The sequence below is a fragment of the Tepidibacter mesophilus genome (assembly GCF_002724055.1).
In the GTDB taxonomy this organism is placed as follows: Bacteria; Bacillota; Clostridia; order Peptostreptococcales; family Peptostreptococcaceae; genus Tepidibacter_A; species Tepidibacter_A mesophilus.
The window spans coordinates 57,027-74,704 of record NZ_BDQY01000003.1 but is presented as its reverse complement, the minus strand read 5'-3'; the positions used below and the strand labels follow the sequence as shown (position 1 = coordinate 74,704).

Below are 17,678 nucleotides of genomic sequence, written 5' to 3'. Positions count from 1 at the left end.
CAGATCATTGCCTATTTATTTAGTTGTAGATATGGATTTTATTCTACAACTAAGATTCATATAATATGAATAATAGGAAGTTGTTTAGAAATTAATTTTGCTCTTTTATTTTGTTAAAAGTTTCAATTAATTCATCAATATTTTGAAAGCGCTTTGCCTTATCTGGATTTAACCCTCTTACTACAAATTCTTGTAATTGAACATTTTTAATTTTATCTGTATTAGTTCGCCCTGTCAGTATAAAAAAGACAAGACGAGTAATAGCATATACTTCGTGAATAATACAATAAGTATTAAAGCCTTCTAACCGTAATTCTGGATCGTTAAAATATCCTTTATAGTCGGTGTTAATAGATGTTAATTTGCTGTCAGGAACTTTTACCAATCCAAAATCAGAAACTTTTACGACTCGTACATCATCATAAAGCTTAATTAAAACGTTTTTGGGGCAAATATCTCGATGTAATAAATCTTTTGAATGGATATATTTGAAGGCTCTTAACGCCTGTGAAGCAATCTTTTTTCTTTGAACAAACGTTAGTTTTCCATTGTTTTCACTTATAAACTTGTCTAGTGTGCAATCCATATATTCCATGGTATATTCATTACTTTCGTCATTATATCGAAATACCTCAACTATGTATGGTGAGTTAAGAGCTTTCATTTGCTCAAATTCACGCTTGAATCGTTCTAGTTCTTTTTTGGTTAAGTCTTTTTTTGCTCGTTTAAGAACAAAGGTGCTTTTATAATAATTATCTTTATATTTAAAAACTTTGGCATAAGAGCCTTCACCGATGGGTTTCAATTCATAAGATACAGCAGAGTTATGCTCCTGTATTACAATAGCATTAGTAACAGTTTCCCTCCAGCCATATACAGCTCGTCCAGAAATATGGCTCATTTCATATAATTCATATCCATCAGGATTTAGTAATTCATTTATAATCTTTAAAAATTCTCTCCAAGGTTGATCTTCACTTCTTACAAAAGGATTAAACATTTCGCATAAAAATTTAAGTAATGGCTCATCAGAACCAGTGCTTAGTTTAAATCTAGAATCGCTAAACACCCAATATGTATCCCAATCATCGTTATTCACAGTATGTTGCCAGATATCCCCTTCTGCATCTTTAAATCTTGAATCAGTTGATGGCATAGATTTTAAATCATATATTCTTGAAAGGAAATCTACCTCTCTTAGGCGACCGTGATAACACATTTTATATTCACAAGGTACTTCTTCAATGTATTCCTGCTCATAATCATTTAAATTTTGTTCTTCATATGTTCCATTAAACCCTGAACGAATGATATCAAATATATCTCTACGCGTAATATCTGTTATTTTATTCATGAATATACAGTCCCTTCTATAATATTTCAGTATACATATAAATACCTATTATTAGTCTAATGGGCATAAGGATAACTGAAAGTTGATAATTAAGTAATCAAGAAAACTTAAATTACTCTTACAAATATTTAACATTTTCTAAAAATCATTTTACCATTCCTGATACTTTCTAATAAAATGATCATCTATAAATTCACTTTTATCCAAACTTCCAATTGCATTATCCAACAAAGAATCTTTCATTTTTTCCAGCATATGAACTACTTTAAAATTTGAATTATCAAACTCTCCTACTCCAATATATTTTTCAATTACAACATTTATTTGCTCTTTTGGCAGAGTATTATAATGTCTAATAAGGTAGTCCATGACTTCCATTTGAAGTTCCAAAGAATCGTATGCTAAGTCGTAATAGGATTTCATAGTTTTTGTATCTACTAGATCCTCTCCATTAACTGTTACAACACCTTCATATATTTTTGTGAATACGAATATTGCTAAAAGATAAGTAAGTATACTAAAGTTATCGCCACAATAAGTGAACATTCCTTGTTTGAAATAACTAGACAAAGCTCCATAACTACAATGAGTATATTGACATAAGAAAGAATATAAGGGACGATAATAGTCTCTTTCATTACCCATAATAAGACTACTTGGATTTTTAATATCTCCAACTTTTTCGTTATCTTGTGAAAACACCCCTCGTCTTCCTCGGGATACATAATAATCGAAAGAAATACCTAACGGAGCAAGAATAAAATTATCTACCACTTCTTTTCTTTTTTCTTCATCATCAATGTTATCTCTTACATAACGACTAAGAATGTGATTTTCAAAAATTGAACGTATTAGCATAAAACAATCTTCTGTGAAAGTACATTCTTTACTATTAAGTAAATATCGAATTGCTAATAACGACTTTGTACTTTTAACAAATGCAAAGTAATCATAACTAAGTTTTGAACTATATTTTAATTTTTCTGGAACAATTCCCGTTTGTGAATATACCCTAAGTATGTCTATAAGCCCATCAGGAACACATGCTATATGAGAAAAATCACGCGCTTTATTAATTAAACGATTCAGCATTTTTTTACATTTAGTTTCTATCAGTAATTTTTCCACCAAATTGTCCTCCTTGATTACTATTTCGTATTTCTTAATAAATTAAGTATGGATTTTATTTCTTCTTATAATTACAGATCTTTGATTTGCAATAACCAAAATATATAGATACTACAGTTATATGGATCATGCTAATAATTACATCTATTTTCTTTACTGATAATATGTCCTAGTAAGGATAAGATGTTATATAGTTTATACTTTTTAATATTTAATCAATTTATCGATCTTGATTTATTTCAAATCTATTACTACACTTTAAACAGTCATATGTATGAGTGTGTTCCGAAACTGACCCATCTTTTCTAGTATAACCTTTAGATTTCATTTTGGCTCTTGGCACATTGTGAAGATCCCCCTTGCATACTGGACAGTATTTTATATCCGGTTGAGGTCCTGGCTTGTTTGCCATTCGCTTTCCCCTCCTTTTCCTAATATCTATTTATATAATATATTTTTAATACATCCCACTTTTTAGATTCATTTGCTATGGATAATGGGAAGGTGATTATTTAATCTAACGCCTTGCTATGTTGCGACGTTCCACGTGGTTTTTATGGAATGTGTGTAAATAGTATGTTATGCGCAATATTTATCACTAATAGTACTTTTAAAACAAGTACATTTCATCATCATATCTTGAATATATCTCGTGGATACTTTTATCAATCCCTAAATTTTTCTTTTGATCATCCGATACTGGCCATTTATTTATTAATCTACTATAAACCCAATCATTTAAATCCAGCCTACTCATAACTTCAGGTGCATCTTCATGATGCGAAGCTTTTATTCCTTTCTCAACAATCATATTGGCTAAAACCATTATGTAATATTTTTCAATAAATTTTGAAGCCATCTTTTTTTTAAGTGAGGTCTTTCCTTTGTTGCTTTCAAAGAACATACTGCTTATTTTTTCATAGTCATTTGAAGACACTTCTATTAGTTTTCTATCACTATTTTCAATTATAAATCCAATTATTTGTTTGCATAAATCATCATCTAAAATTTCAGTATCTATAGCTTCAGAGCAAGCTCTATTGATATCACTCATCAAGTTTTCTTTTCTTGTATATTTCATATTATTGTTATCTTTCATTAAAATAGATAAATCTATGTAATGATTCTCTATCTCTTTATTGAACCATTCAATAGCAGTATCTAAAATATCACAGAATGAAATTATATCTATTTTTCTTATGATTGCAGAATAGTGAGTTAGACTATTTCTCACTTTTGATAATTCCATACATCTCGTAAAGAATAAATCATCAAATTCATCTATTTGATAAACATAACATAATACTTTGCAAGCCTCTGAAAAACTAATCGTGTGCAAATTATCTTCCATGGGATTATATTCAAAGTATACAGACAATCTAGTGTAATTATTTTCTTTAGCTTTTTTGTATTTACTGTAGATTTTATCCTTACTATTATCCATGTATAACATATACTCATTTCTATTAGAAATCATATACTTAAATAATAGTTCTAAACCATTATTTAAGCATAATATGAACATTTTAAAACTTGAAATATTGTCAATATCATGGGCCAATTTGCCAAGAAAGTCAGTTGCAGAATCAAACGCTAATTTGATATTTTCAATTATTCCGACATTGTATTCTTTCAATTTTTCTTCATATTGAACTTGTCTATTATTTTTAGTATTCTTGCTAGACTCTTTATCTGTACTTTTATAATTTATTAATATGTTTTCCATTTGTAATTTCTCCTTTAATTATTGAAATTTAAATACCATACTGATAGGGAAATATTACGTATAACGTTTTGGTAGTTTGCGATGTCGGTCAATCTAAACTAGTGATTTTCTAGTTTAAGTTGAGTGATGTTGTAAACTGTCTGTTAGGCGAAGGATAACTGCGGTAAATTGCCTAATCTATACGAGCTAGCTCAATTAAACCTTCATAAAATGGACCTTCTAGAACTTCAAGATTCAAATCATATCTAGAGATGTTCTCATTATAAGTGAAGGAGATTCCAATTCTAGCATCCTCACCATCAATCTTACCTAATCCTTCAGCATACCAAAGTAGTGGATCGTCAAGATCTTGTTGCTTATACTCGAAACATTTAAGGTCTAATTTTGAAATACTTGTATTTACTGTTATATCAAATTCAATACCTACAGGTATACTTTTTATCGACTTAATACATACTCTCTCATCTATAGAAATCTTAATTGTTCCCTTGTGCTTTCCTTCTTTATAGTTACCCGGACTATGCTTTAAGCAATGAAAGATCAACTCAGATGGAGAATACTCAAGGTCATCTCTTTCAAAGATTATGTTTCCTTCCTCAAGTATACTAAATACCAAATCAAGGTTGTCTTCTTGATCTCCAATATCTTTGATCCTAACTACAAAATCATCAAGAAAATGATTACATATTGTTACGGAATCATCGATAAATTCTATTACAAATTCGCCTTTCATCATTTCAGAAAAGTTAATCAATCTTACTGTCGGTCCTAATCTCATCGCCCTTCTCCTTACAGAAATTGGAAATTCGCATTTTGAGACAACAATTAGATGCTGCGCTCCAACACTCCTCATTTTCTCGACAAAACCATCAAACGTTGTTATATTAAGTTGACTTTTCCTATCTTGTACTTCTACAATTGTCACCGTTTCTCTTGGATACTTTCCAGATCTTATTACAATATCACATTGCCTTCCATTACTGTCACCAGATAAATCAGTAAGTATAACATTGTGCATCACTTCAGATTCTTCGGATATCCTCTTTTCAAATGCTGCAACAATTTTCTCTGTTTCTTTCCATTTTAAGTTCATAATACCTCCAATTTTCGGCTACTTAGCAAGTATCTAGCAGTTCTCTTTCGCCTAACTATTGAATTTCCTAACATAGTTCGCTTTTCATTCCTATATGAGTATATTTGCGACATATGTCGGGAATATTCACTTATCTACAAACCACAAGTTTATACATTTATTTCATTTTTGTCATAGATAAAAAACATTCTATGTAATTGTTACTGTTTTTATTTCCTAAATTTTAACTGCCTGTTATAAACATTATTTGTAGTATCAGTTTCCATCATTTAGGTAAATTATATCATAAAAGTTAGTTATAGTAGCAGTTAAGGAAAGTAGAAATTTTTGAAACAGAGTACATAATCGTAGTTTATAAAAAAAATAGTGATGGATACATATTATATATGTATAATATGTATCCATCACTATTTTTTGTAACTTTTTTTAAATTAGGTCTTGATAAAACTAAACCAAATACAATATTAAATATCGAATCCATACTTCCTCACCTCCTTCCAGTTGGAAGTAGGTTTTTCTTTAGTATGGAACCACCCTCTATAGACTATAATTCTATTAATTATTATAACATACTACTTTCTTTTTTGTATGTGAGAAAATAAAACTTTCTATTTTTTTATTAGACTATGTTTAAAGATACTGTTAATATTATCACATTTTTTAAGGAAACCCACTTTGAGGTTTTCTTAGTTATTATTTTCAGTTTATTGCGGCACAATATAAGAATATTTTGTACTAAACCATTATTTTGACCAATCTTCTATAATTGATACGTTCTTTTCTGTAGCATCAAGTTCAATCTCACATCCTATCGGTAAAGTCATCATTGGATGTGTATGACAGCAATCAAAATCTGCAATAAAAGGTAACTTTTTATCTCCTAACACTTCTAATAATATTTCATATGGTTTTCGACCTGTTTTTAAATCATCAAATAACTCATGTTTTCCAAGGATTATTCCTGAAATCTTATCAAAAACACCATTTACCTTTAAAAAAGAAAAGCTTCTTTCTATTGTTGCAACATCTTTTAAACTATCTTCTATAAAAAGTATATCTCCATTCTTTATTTTAGGCATATATTTACTACCCCATATTCCTTGAATTGTATTCAAATTACCACCTATAACTCTACCCCTAACAACACCTTCATAAACTGTTATCCATTTGTTTTCTCTTTTTTCTTTGCTTCTATCTTGTATTTCCCAATTAATGTACTCGTCTGTCCAATATTCAGGAGTTTCAAAAACATAAGGAAGTTTTGTTTTATCTATAGTAATTTTTTGAAAATACCTATATGTATAGGCAACAAAAGGTGATAACTCCCCAAAGGAAGCCACTAATGCAGGTCCATAATAAGTACTTATTCCAGTTTGGGCATATATAGCAAGTAAAATTGCAGTAACATCAGAATAGCCTATTATTGTTTTAGGATTTCTTTTAAAAGCGTCATAATCTATATATGGAAGAATGGAATTTGAGTTCATTCCTCCAATTGTAGACATAATGCACTTTACTTCTGGATTTCTAATTAACTCATTTAATTCTTCTGCTCTTTTTTTAATACTACCCGACCTATAGAAATCGTATTTTCCTGTAAGACTTCCTTCTATAATCTTAAAACCCTTGTCTTGTAAATATTTTTTTGCTCGTTCAAATCTTTTAGGACATGAGTATGTTATAGGTGATGATGGTGAAAAAATACCAATCGAGTCACCAACCTTTAATTTCTCTATGTAGTTCATTGTCAATCCTCCTCAAACATAACATCTTTTAGTTTTCTATAAAATACTATTTTGTATTTATTCCATTGTAAAGAATATTATGATAAATTTCAAATATTTAACATGATTATATATAAAATTTCTATATCAGCTAATTTAAAATGAGGATAATTTAAATGTTAGCTACTTTTGATTAATCTTTTACTATAAAACTTAGATTGTAGTGTTTAAATATCCGTTAAGAAACTTCGTTGTTTGACCGGAAGGGAGTTTAAGAAGTTTTAGAATATTTAATAAGATACAATCTTTAGTTTTATTAAAAGATTGATTAAGTAGCGGTATTTCAATTATCCTCATTTTCGATTAAGTACCTTTTTTAAGAAATTAAGGTTTAACTAGTATAATGAATTAACTTACTATTTATGATTATGGACAAAAAAGAGGTAGATATAAAATCTACCTCTTTTTCCCCTCACATCTATATATCTTCATTCCTTGATTCATAAATTTATCTTCATACTCAGTCGTTACATTTCCCTCAAATTCACTATTTGCTAAATCAAGAGAAATATTCTGTAACTTAAGACCATATTCAGATATTTCATTGATTGAGAATTCAAATAATTTTTCATTATCAGTTTTAAAGTGAATTTCACCATCATCAGATAACACTTTATTATACATATCTAAAAATCCACTGTGTGTAAGCCTTCTTTTTGCCCATCTCTTCTTAGGCCAAGGATCACAAAAATTTATAAATATTCTATCTATCTCTTTATCCTCAAAATAGTCTAATATATTCTGTACATTCCCCCATATAAAAAGTATATTATTTAATTCAGCTTCATCAGCCTTTTGAACAGCCTTTATTAATACTTCTTCTTTTATTTCCATAGCTATAAAGTTTATATTAGGGTTTTGCTTTGCTAAAGTGGTTAAAAATTTTCCTCTTCCCGTTCCAACCTCTATATATATAGGATTATGGTTATTAAATTTCTTCGACCATCCTCCTTTAAAATCAACTGGATTTTTTATTACTTGCTTATCATATGATAATAATTTTTCATCTGCACCTTTTACTTTTCTTCTTCTCATGTTATGTCTCCTCTTTCTATTCTATCTCTTCCATTTTCTTTTGCTTTATACAAAAGTTCATCTGCTCTATTTACTATATCCTTGCATGATTCCTGTTGAAATTGAACCGCTCCTCCACTTATTGTAACTATAGGATTTGTATTCTTAAATTCAATATTTTTTACTCCTTTTCTTATATATTCTGCCTTCTTATATGCTTTTTCTATATCTATATTTGGCAATATTATTAAAAATTCTTCACCACCATACCTTCCAACAAATCCATTTTTACCAACATATTGTTTAATATAATTAGATATATTAACTAACACATCATCTCCAAATTGATGACCGTAATTATCATTTATTTTTTTAAAATGATCTATATCAAACATTATTATGGATAAATCTCTTTTTAAAACACAAGCTTTTTCTATTTCTTTCTTCAGTATCTTATATATATGTTTATGGTTGTAGAGTCCTGTTAGCCCATCTGTTATACTCATTTCTTTAAGTTGTATATTAATCTGATTTAGTTTATTTTCTATATCATATCTATCTTTTATCATACTATTTACCGATATAGCCATTTTTTTAAACTCTATATATCTTAATTTCTCAATATCTATATATACTCTCTCTTTTGAAGCTTTTTCAAAGAAAGATACTACAAATTCTATTTTTTTATTAATTTTATAATTTATTCGTTTAATATAAAAAGATACTATTAAAATTATTATAAACATAATTAGTATAATTATTTTAATTTCATCTTCGAACTTCTTTTTTAATATATCTTCATTCTTTTTTATGTTTTTATTTATATCTTCTATGTATATACCAGATCCTATAACCCACTCAAACTCAGGAATGGGCTTTGCGTAGTATAATTTATCATGATCTAAATTAGTAGTATCCTTTATCCATTTCTGAATTAAATATACTCCATCTTCGCTTCCCCTAGCCATTTTTATAAGCTTTTGGTTTACTTTAACCCCATCTGCATCCATCATATTCAATATATTCTTACCTATTAACTCTGGATATCTACCATTACCAAGATTAACTCCATTATAACTCAATATAAACATATATTGTTCGTTATTATCTCCAAAGTGAATACTTGATACAAACTTTATAATTCTTTGCTTTATAATTTCTTCTATTTGCACATCTGTGTATTGGGTATTTTCTTTTAATAATTTATACGTATTGTTTTTCTCAAATTCTATATATTCAAATACTCTATTCATTTGATTTTTTAATAATTCTTTTTGACGCTGTATATCCTCTAGTTTTAAATATTCACTTTCTCTTGAAAAAGTTCTGTACTGCCTAATAATATTGTTTCCTTCTATTATAACTGTCATTATAACAATAAAAACTACCATACTTTTAAGCAAAAATTTTTTTATACTAGTATCGTGTGATTTTAACATGTCAACCCCTCTTATTTTAGCACCAATTATTTTATTATATCATACAGTATATTCCTTAAGAACTTCTTAAATGTATCTTAATTATTCATACCCAAAATTTATCATTTAAATTGATATAAATATTATTTAAAATAGAAAAGAGTTTCAATGATTTCACTGAAACTCTTTATTCTAAAAATTTATCATGTGGTTTTCCTATATAATAGCCTTGAGCATAATCTATTTTTAATTCTTTTATTGTATTTAATATTTCTTCATTTTCTACAAATTCAGCAATAGTTTGCATTTTAAATGCCTTTGCCATATTAGCAATAGATTTTACTATATATAAATTTTCTTCCTTTTCATTTATATCTTTTATAAATGAACCATCTATTTTTAAATAATCTGCTGGTATCCGTTTTAAATATTGCATAGAAGAAAACCCAGTTCCAAAGTCATCTATAGAAAATGTAAATCCTAATTCTTTAAATGAGTATATAGTTTTTACTAGAGAATCTATATTGTCTATATTTTGTGTTTCTGTTATTTCAAATATTATATTTTCATATTTTATTTTATATTGATCTGCTAAATGGACAACTTTAGGTAGAAATTCTGAATCATTTAAATCTTTACCTGACGCATTGATTGAAAGCTTTATTTTATCTTCTTTATCCATATCATTTTTATATTCCATAGCTTTTTTTATTACCATTAAATCTAGGTTTGATATTAAATTATTTTCTTCTGCTACTTTGATATAAGGAAATGGAGATAAATAATTTTCTCCATTTTTAATTCGCATAAGAACTTCATATTTCTCAATTTTATTTTCTTTTAAATTGTAAATAGGCTGAAAAAATGGGACAATCCTGTTTTCCTCCATAGCTTTTATTATTTCTTCCTTTTTTATATCCTGTTTTCTTCTTATTTTAAGAAGTTCATTAAAATCTGGAAATACTAATAACCCACTTTCCGTTTTTTTCTTTAAATTATTGAAAATATCTTCAATTAATAATATAGATGTCTTCCAATCTTTTATTTGTGATGCATTTATTTTAGTTAGCCCTAAAAAAAGATTAATATTTACATTTAAATCATCTATTTTTATTTCTAAATTATTTAATAATTCATTCAGTTTTTTCGATTTATAAAGTGCATCCTCCCAATCTTGTGAATTAAACAAAAACAAAAAATCATCTGCCTTAGAATGAATTAATAATCCATTAGAGCTTAAATTATTATTTAATATATTGGTCAATTTTTTTATAACTGTATTTCCAAAAGTGCTTCCATGAATTCCATTAATGGATGAGAAATTATATATATCCATAAATAGAATAATTTGTTCATCATAAGATTGTTTTTGTAAAACTTCTAAAAGTTTATTTTTATTATAAATATTTGTTAAATCATCCTTATTATATATATTAGTAAAAATACTATATATAAATATTATTAAGAATATAAAAACAATTAATCCCCACAATGCAGTTTTTGATAAATATAAATTAGTATCCATTTCTATTTTTTGAGAATCTATTCTACTTACAATAATCCAGTTTAAATTAGGTACTTTATAGAAATATCCAAATATTTTTTCTTTTGTTTGGTCATAGTAAAGGTTTCCTGATGAATACTTTAAGATATCTGTTTTATTTTCTTTCCATATTTTAATATATTTTTTTAAATTAATCTTTTCTTTATTTGAAAATTTGTTCATATAACTCTTTTGGGGATTTATCATAGATAACCCTAATATTTCTTTTGAAGTATGAAGTATAATATTTGCAGAATCATCCATAATATAATGCACAATATTTTCTGTATATGTAGTTATTTTAAATGTTTCATATATATCTTCTAAAAATATATCTGCTGAAAAAACTCCTTTTAATTTATTATCTTTTTTTATGCTATAAGCGATAGTTATTACTGGTTTATGATTATTCAAATCATTATATACTTCTGTAATAATAGGTTTGTCTGAAGAATTTGCTTTTTTGTACCAGAAACGATTTCTAAGATCAATTAAATTATTAACTTTTCCATTACAACTAAACTTATCTCCATTCTCATCATTCACAAAATATACATTTGATATAATGGGTACATTATCAGTCATTTTATTGAAAATCATTTTGATTTCGTTACTATCTTTTAAATCTGATGAAGCTAATACATCACCTGTATTTTCAATCAATGTTGCTACTGGATTTATTGCATTTAATATAAATACAGAATAATTTTGAGAACTTTTTACTAAATTTTCTTCAACATTTAGCAAAATCTCTTTTTTATAATTGTTATAAGAATAATAAATTATAGAACATGTTAATGTAAAAATCACTGTACATATTAAAAAGAAATACCTTAATTTTTTAGATTCCATAACAGACCCCTAAATTCCAAATTTTATATAAATAATTAATTTCCATATCATTTAAAATAATCTAAATTTTGTATTTTTCCTACATTAAACATATATATTATACATTATTCGTGTCTATTTTTCTATTTTTTTCTATATTTTTTTATATTTAAAAATTTAATTACAAAATATTAGTATAAAAAATAGTATAGGGATCTCCTTACACTATTTTTCATCATATCATCTCACGGGCTATATTAGCCTCACTACATTTCACAAGTATCTTATAAGTTGTATCTCTTATCCCAAATTCATTCTATACAATTACAATATATACTTGAATAACTTTTCACACAATTATACAATTATATTATCTTTTTTATACTCAAGTATTATAATTTTCTAGACGAATTTTAGGAGGTTTTTTATATGTTGGGAAGTTTAGCAAATGGATTAGCAGTATTAGTGGGAGGTTTAATAGGCCTTTTATTCAAAAAAGGTATAAGTGAAAATTATAAGAAAATACTCATGGAAGCTATGGGATTGTGCATATTCTTAATAGGAATTATGGGAGCTACAAAAACTCAAAATATATTACTTCTTATAGTTAGCTTAGCAATAGGTAGTGTAATTGGAGAATTTCTAAGAATCGAAGAAAACTTGGACAAGTTAGGCGATTTTATAGAAAGTAAACTAGTAAAGAAAAAGGGAAGTATTGCAAAAGGATTTGTAACAGCTACATTAATATTTTGTATAGGTTCAATGGCAATTATAGGAGCCTTAGAAAGCGGTTTAAACGGAAACCATCAAACGCTTTTTGCTAAATCAATAGTCGATGGAATATTGTCTATAATATTTGCATCAACATTTGGAATAGGTGTATTATTTTCATCAATCTCTGTTTTTCTATACGAAGGATTTATATCGCTTGCTGCATCTTCTGTAAAAATATTTTTAGTAGACAGTGTTGTAAGCGATATATCAGCAGTTGGAGGGGTTCTTATTATAGCAATAGGTCTTAATGTATTAGATATAAAAAAAATAAAGGTAGGAAATATGCTTCCATCTATATTTATCCCCTTACTTTTTTACATATTAAAGCTTCTATACTTTAATGTAATTCACTAATTAACAACATTATATGACTTTTTAAATTTATATTTTGTTTATTTCTCGGGAAATATATATAATTTTCTTAAATACCACAAGGGCTTATATTTAAATACTTTCTTAAACAATTGCATTTCAATATAAGCCACTTTTAAATCAGATATCTTTTAACAAATCCTCAAAAGTTATCTGTTCAAGTTCTTCAATTAAAGTTTTTTGAACTGTCCCTAATGCTTTATGAATTTTGCATGTATTAGTTCTTTTCATATTGCAGTATTCTTTATCCCTCAAACATCGGTTAACATATATAGGCCCATCTACAGCTTCAATTACTTCTCTTAAAGTTATATTTTCAGGTTCTTTATTTAACATATACCCGCCCTTTACACCTCTAAATGATTTAACCAGCCCCTGCTCTTTTAGCTTTCTAAGGATTTTCAATGAAAATCTCAGAGTTATATTTTCAGTCTCTGAAATTAATCTTGCCTCCACTGTTTGTCCATATGATGCTTGACAAAGAAATAATATTATTCTTAATGCATAATCTGCTTCTTGAGTTATTTTCATATATTCACCTTTTAAAGTATTCTTATTTTTTAGTTAGTTATTTATAAATATTATTCTTTACATAATCAATACATCATTATACATCAAACTTGTGATTTTAAAATTAAATTCAGGGTATATTTAATAATAAGTTAATATATAAACTATTATGGAAAAGAGATGATATTACATGAATATTTACGATTTTAATGTTACAACAATAGACGAGGAAAATCAGTCTTTAAGCGAATACAAAAATAAGGTTTTATTGATAGTAAATACTGCAAGCAAATGTGGATTTACGCCTCAATACAAAGGTTTAGAAGAGCTGTATAAAAAGTATGGTAATGAAAAATTTGAAGTTTTAGGATTTCCATGCGATCAGTTTATGCATCAAGAGCCAGGAACAAGTGCTGAAATTAAAAATTTCTGTGAAATAAATTTCGGTGTTACCTTCCCTTTATTCCAAAAAACAGATGTAAATGGTGAAAATGCACATCCTCTATTTAAATATTTAACTGAGCAAACATCTGGAATATTAAACAGTAAGATAAAATGGAACTTCACAAAGTTTTTAATAGATTCCAAAGGAAATATTGTAAATAGATTTGCACCAAGTACTGAACCAGAAAAACTTTCAGTTGAAATTGAGAAGTTAATAAATGAGCTCTAGTATATACTAGAGCTTCAGACTGTTGACAAAGAGATGTTAATTTCAAGTAATTAACATCTCTTTTTTTGTCCATAATCATAAATGATAAGTTGATTTATTGTACTAGTTAGGGCTTAATTTCTTAAAAAGGTGTTTAAGCGAAAATGAAGATAATTGAAATACCGCTACTTAATTAATCTTTTAATAAAACTACAGATTATATCTTATTAAATATCCTAAAACTTCTTAAACTCCCTTACGGTCAAACAACGAAGTTTCTTAACGGATATTTAAACGATACAACCTAAGTTTCATAGTAAAAGATTAATCAAAAGTAGCTAACATTTAAATTATCCTCATTTTAAATTAGTTATTACAAAGATTTTATGATATGGGAGGTTGATTTTATGTTATACAAAAGATTAGAAGATGATAGAAAAGAAATGAACTCATTTTGCATTGATGATTTAGTTCCGAAGGATCATTTAGTTAGAAAGATCGAAAAAGCTATAAATTTTGATTCTATATATGACTTAGTTGAAAGTTGCTATTCTCCCGATAGGAGCAGACCTAGTTTAGATCCAGTTATATTAATACCACTTTACAAGAAAATCTAACTTGCTAAATCCTCTACGTTAGTGTATTGACGTAGATATGGTATGCGAGATGGATTTTTCTTGATTTGGTGTATTTATAACTAAGTTAAATTATTTAGAACTATTTTTTTTATTATTTTTACTTTTTATTTTTTCAGTTAAGTGATTATAAATATCAATATCTTCAATCGGATTTATTGTTTCCCTGTCCTTTTTAAATAAAAGCATAATAGTACTATAAATAAATTCCACAAATAGGTTTATGTCATTCATTTTATCAAGCGCCCTTTCAAATAATATTAAAAAATTAAAGATTTTTATAAATCATTTTAATAACTAAACATATTTTATAGAAATTATATTACAATGATAGTATTCCATAAAAATTAGAACATAATTTTAAATATTTGCATTGTATTATTTAGGATAAATGCAAATTTTATGAGTTATATAATTCCAGAGTTTTAAAAACTTTATTAATTAATTCGTCTTTCATTATATATTTCGAAGTTATGGTTTTTCTGAATTATTCTGTACTTTTTTAATCTAGTATTAAAATTAAAAGCTATCCTTAAATGTATTTTAGAATAAGTAAATAAATATAGTAAGATTATTATTGGACATATAATAATGTTTTTTTGTTCTAACCTAATAATTATTGATTCAAATTTATACCAAAATATGATTCATTATACTAAACATTCCATAATTAATTAAAATTATAAAAATAAAAGTCATTTATATTAAACTGAAATTTAAATAGAATTTCAGATGTGTGCAAAATAGGCGTAGAACCAGCAACTGTGTCATGAGACGCAAAGTAATTTCAATGATTAGAGAGTACTATAATTATGCTTTAAATTTATGTTTATGGCATAGTTTGTATCTGAATCCTAAATTTATATAAAATTTAACTAGTTAGTTTACGTCTGGTGACACGTTTGCTAGTTCTAACTCTATATAGAAGATACTTGATACATGAAAGATTACAAGGCCAACCTGTGTTTTTCATATAAATCTGAACCAAAGTTGATTTAATGTATTGATTTTACTGGCGTTTATAGATAATTCAAAAATATATACTAAAAAGCATAAATTAAATTTAGTATTTTGGTACATATTATTTAAATAGACTTGACTAAAGTCAATAAACTATAGATTTAGCAATATATCGACTACTTTTTCACCGGATTTTACATAGTCTATAATATCATAGCTTTATTGACCTTTAATATTTTGAATATATTAGATAATTCTATGATAAATAATAAAAATAGTTATATTCTAATACATAGAATATACCTATTAATTAAATTATTTGCTTTAATGGGCTCTATAAATTGAATTTATATTACTTTGCCTCTTTAAATACCAATCTCACTGTATTGGATACTAATATAGCTGATATATTTAAAATAGCTACTGATAGTGCTCTAACAAACAAATTGTCTACATAATAAGTTACTACGCCAATACCCCAAATCATTGAAATTACACTTACAATTAAAGCTAAAATGCTAATTATTTTTAAATTTTTCATTCTTATTCCCCGCCTATAAATTCCTATTTTATATAAAAAACTATACAGACAATCTTTAATTAACAATATATATAAATTGTTCATTAATTTACTATATACTATACGTCCCAGTACCAGCATCTGTGTTCTATAGTGCAAAGTAACTTTATTTATACATAGTCTCTTTAACCTTGATTTTTCAAGGTTTTTTTACTTATCTATTCTTATTACTGTAGCGGGTTCACCTTCAGGACTTCTTTTATTAAGAGCATGATATTTTATATCAGAATCTTTTATTTTGAAAAGTTGTTCTTCTACATCTTTATATTTTGTATCCATTATAGATTGTACCAAAGTATTAACTTGTTCATAATCATCTGATATTCCTTTAAATATATATTCTAAATCTTTTTGTAATTTTGGTATATTTTCAACATCATTCCAATCCACTGAAATAAAAGTAAGACTTTTATTATTTGTAGTACTATATGACCTAACTTCCGCTTCTATATTTTTGGGAATAAACAGTCCATTAAGATAAATATCTTTTGCATCATCAATCCATTCATTTTTTAAATTAATTCTATATAAAGCAGTAATAACCTGTTCTACAGTGGCAAAATCTTTAGGTCTAAGCTCATCGTCACCACTATCTCGTATTCCTTTAATTATTCCTTGTTCTGTACAGTAAGATAAAGAATCATACGCCCATTTGCTTACTTTTTTATTATCTTTAAAATCTATTAATTTATTTCCAGAGGGCTTTGTATCTATTCCTTTAATATTTAAAAACCTTGTTATCATAGTCGCTATTTCTTCTCTATTTATATTAGCTTTTGGAAAATATTTATCCTTACTTTTACCATTTAAGATACCTAAAGAATAAGCTCTTTGAACATCTATAGAATTAGTATCTTTAAAAGGATTCTCTTTCAAAGATATATTTGTTTTATCAATTTTAGATGATGCAGCATAAAAAGCTACAATTAACTGTGCAAATTCCTCTCTAGTTATATCTTTTGTATACTTTTCATCCATTAATACATCTGGAGCATCTATTTCATTGTATAAAAATGCTCCTATTGATTCGCCAGACCAAACATTATTTTCTGCAAAAACAGTAAGGTCTGTTATTGAAATTAAATTTAAAAAAACTAAAAATATTAATAACTTTGAAATGATATTTTTCAAAAAAACCACTCTCCTTAAAACTTTCATTACATATTTTACCATTAAATTTCAAAAAATAAAAGTTCCATATAGAATCGGGTTAATCTTAGGCATTTTCTTGCAAAACTCGTCAGCTTAACACTAGCCTAATTTAGTAACTTTATTGCTATATTTATTTTGCCATGGCATCTTTT

Annotated in this window: 16 protein-coding genes and 1 pseudogene; 3 read left to right on the top strand and 14 right to left on the bottom strand. The window is 26.6% G+C overall.

What is annotated here, in order from left to right:
* Positions 1 to 91: 91 nt before the first annotated feature.
* The 10 genes from Tmeso_RS16780 to Tmeso_RS03520 form a co-directional block, all read right to left on the bottom strand.
* Positions 92 to 1,354, bottom strand: coding sequence for an AbiJ-related protein (locus Tmeso_RS16780; RefSeq protein ID WP_242967860.1), 1,263 nt, complete (start codon positions 1,352 to 1,354; stop codon positions 92 to 94).
* 150 nt (positions 1,355 to 1,504) lie between these two features.
* A complete protein-coding gene (locus tag Tmeso_RS03555; RefSeq protein WP_099188340.1) occupies positions 1,505 to 2,482 on the bottom strand; it encodes a hypothetical protein in 978 nt (325 codons plus the stop codon).
* Positions 2,483 to 2,702: 220 nt separating this feature from the next.
* Complete coding sequence (locus tag Tmeso_RS03550) at positions 2,703 to 2,894, bottom strand: hypothetical protein (protein ID WP_099188338.1); 192 nt, start codon at positions 2,892 to 2,894, stop codon at positions 2,703 to 2,705.
* Positions 2,895 to 3,092: 198 nt separating this feature from the next.
* Positions 3,093 to 4,208, bottom strand: coding sequence for a hypothetical protein (locus Tmeso_RS03545; RefSeq protein ID WP_099188336.1), 1,116 nt, complete (start codon positions 4,206 to 4,208; stop codon positions 3,093 to 3,095).
* A gap of 172 nt (positions 4,209 to 4,380) precedes the next feature.
* Positions 4,381 to 5,301 carry a hypothetical protein gene (locus Tmeso_RS03540; RefSeq protein WP_099188334.1) on the bottom strand — a complete coding sequence of 307 codons (921 nt, stop codon included), beginning with the start codon at positions 5,299 to 5,301 and terminating at the stop codon, positions 4,381 to 4,383.
* A 352-nt stretch (positions 5,302 to 5,653) separates the two neighbouring features.
* Complete coding sequence (locus Tmeso_RS16905) at positions 5,654 to 5,782, bottom strand: hypothetical protein (RefSeq protein ID WP_278281317.1); 129 nt, start codon at positions 5,780 to 5,782, stop codon at positions 5,654 to 5,656.
* A 262-nt stretch (positions 5,783 to 6,044) separates the two neighbouring features.
* Positions 6,045 to 7,046, bottom strand: a complete 1,002-nt coding sequence (locus tag Tmeso_RS03535) for a S66 family peptidase (RefSeq protein ID WP_099188332.1) — start codon at positions 7,044 to 7,046, stop codon at positions 6,045 to 6,047.
* A 435-nt stretch (positions 7,047 to 7,481) separates the two neighbouring features.
* Positions 7,482 to 8,120, bottom strand: coding sequence for a tRNA (guanosine(46)-N7)-methyltransferase TrmB (trmB, locus tag Tmeso_RS03530; RefSeq protein ID WP_099188330.1), 639 nt, complete (start codon positions 8,118 to 8,120; stop codon positions 7,482 to 7,484).
* Complete coding sequence (locus Tmeso_RS03525; protein ID WP_099188328.1) at positions 8,117 to 9,538, bottom strand: sensor domain-containing diguanylate cyclase; 1,422 nt, start codon at positions 9,536 to 9,538, stop codon at positions 8,117 to 8,119. The genes trmB and Tmeso_RS03525 overlap by 4 nt, the downstream gene beginning before the upstream one ends.
* Positions 9,539 to 9,704: 166 nt before the next feature.
* Positions 9,705 to 11,912, bottom strand: coding sequence for an EAL domain-containing protein (locus tag Tmeso_RS03520; protein WP_099188326.1), 2,208 nt, complete (start codon positions 11,910 to 11,912; stop codon positions 9,705 to 9,707).
* Between the two features lie 408 nt (positions 11,913 to 12,320).
* Here Tmeso_RS03520 and Tmeso_RS03515 point away from each other — a divergent pair, with 408 nt between their 5' ends.
* On the top strand, positions 12,321 to 13,019 hold the full coding sequence (locus Tmeso_RS03515; RefSeq protein ID WP_099188324.1) for a DUF554 domain-containing protein: 699 nt from the start codon (positions 12,321 to 12,323) through the stop codon (positions 13,017 to 13,019).
* A gap of 138 nt (positions 13,020 to 13,157) precedes the next feature.
* Here the strand turns inward: Tmeso_RS03515 and Tmeso_RS03510 are convergent, their stop codons facing one another.
* A complete protein-coding gene (locus Tmeso_RS03510; protein ID WP_099188322.1) occupies positions 13,158 to 13,568 on the bottom strand; it encodes an RrF2 family transcriptional regulator in 411 nt (136 codons plus the stop codon).
* A 169-nt stretch (positions 13,569 to 13,737) separates the two neighbouring features.
* Here Tmeso_RS03510 and Tmeso_RS03505 point away from each other — a divergent pair, with 169 nt between their 5' ends.
* Positions 13,738 to 14,220, top strand: a complete 483-nt coding sequence (locus tag Tmeso_RS03505) for a glutathione peroxidase (RefSeq protein ID WP_099188320.1) — start codon at positions 13,738 to 13,740, stop codon at positions 14,218 to 14,220.
* A 386-nt stretch (positions 14,221 to 14,606) separates the two neighbouring features.
* Positions 14,607 to 14,801, top strand: a pseudogene (locus tag Tmeso_RS03500) (IS5/IS1182 family transposase); the annotation flags it as partial.
* A 105-nt stretch (positions 14,802 to 14,906) separates the two neighbouring features.
* Here the strand turns inward: Tmeso_RS03500 and Tmeso_RS16310 are convergent.
* The 3 genes from Tmeso_RS16310 to Tmeso_RS03490 form a co-directional block, all read right to left on the bottom strand.
* Positions 14,907 to 15,068 (bottom strand): hypothetical protein, encoded by a 162-nt coding sequence (locus tag Tmeso_RS16310; protein WP_187296210.1) that lies wholly within the window; start codon positions 15,066 to 15,068, stop codon positions 14,907 to 14,909.
* Between the two features lie 1,078 nt (positions 15,069 to 16,146).
* Entirely contained in the window at positions 16,147 to 16,335 is a 189-nt protein-coding gene (locus Tmeso_RS03495) for a hypothetical protein (protein ID WP_099188316.1), read from the bottom strand.
* Positions 16,336 to 16,524: 189 nt separating this feature from the next.
* Entirely contained in the window at positions 16,525 to 17,505 is a 981-nt protein-coding gene (locus tag Tmeso_RS03490; RefSeq protein ID WP_187296209.1) for an S-layer homology domain-containing protein, read from the bottom strand.
* Between the last annotated feature and the right edge of the window lie 173 nt (positions 17,506 to 17,678).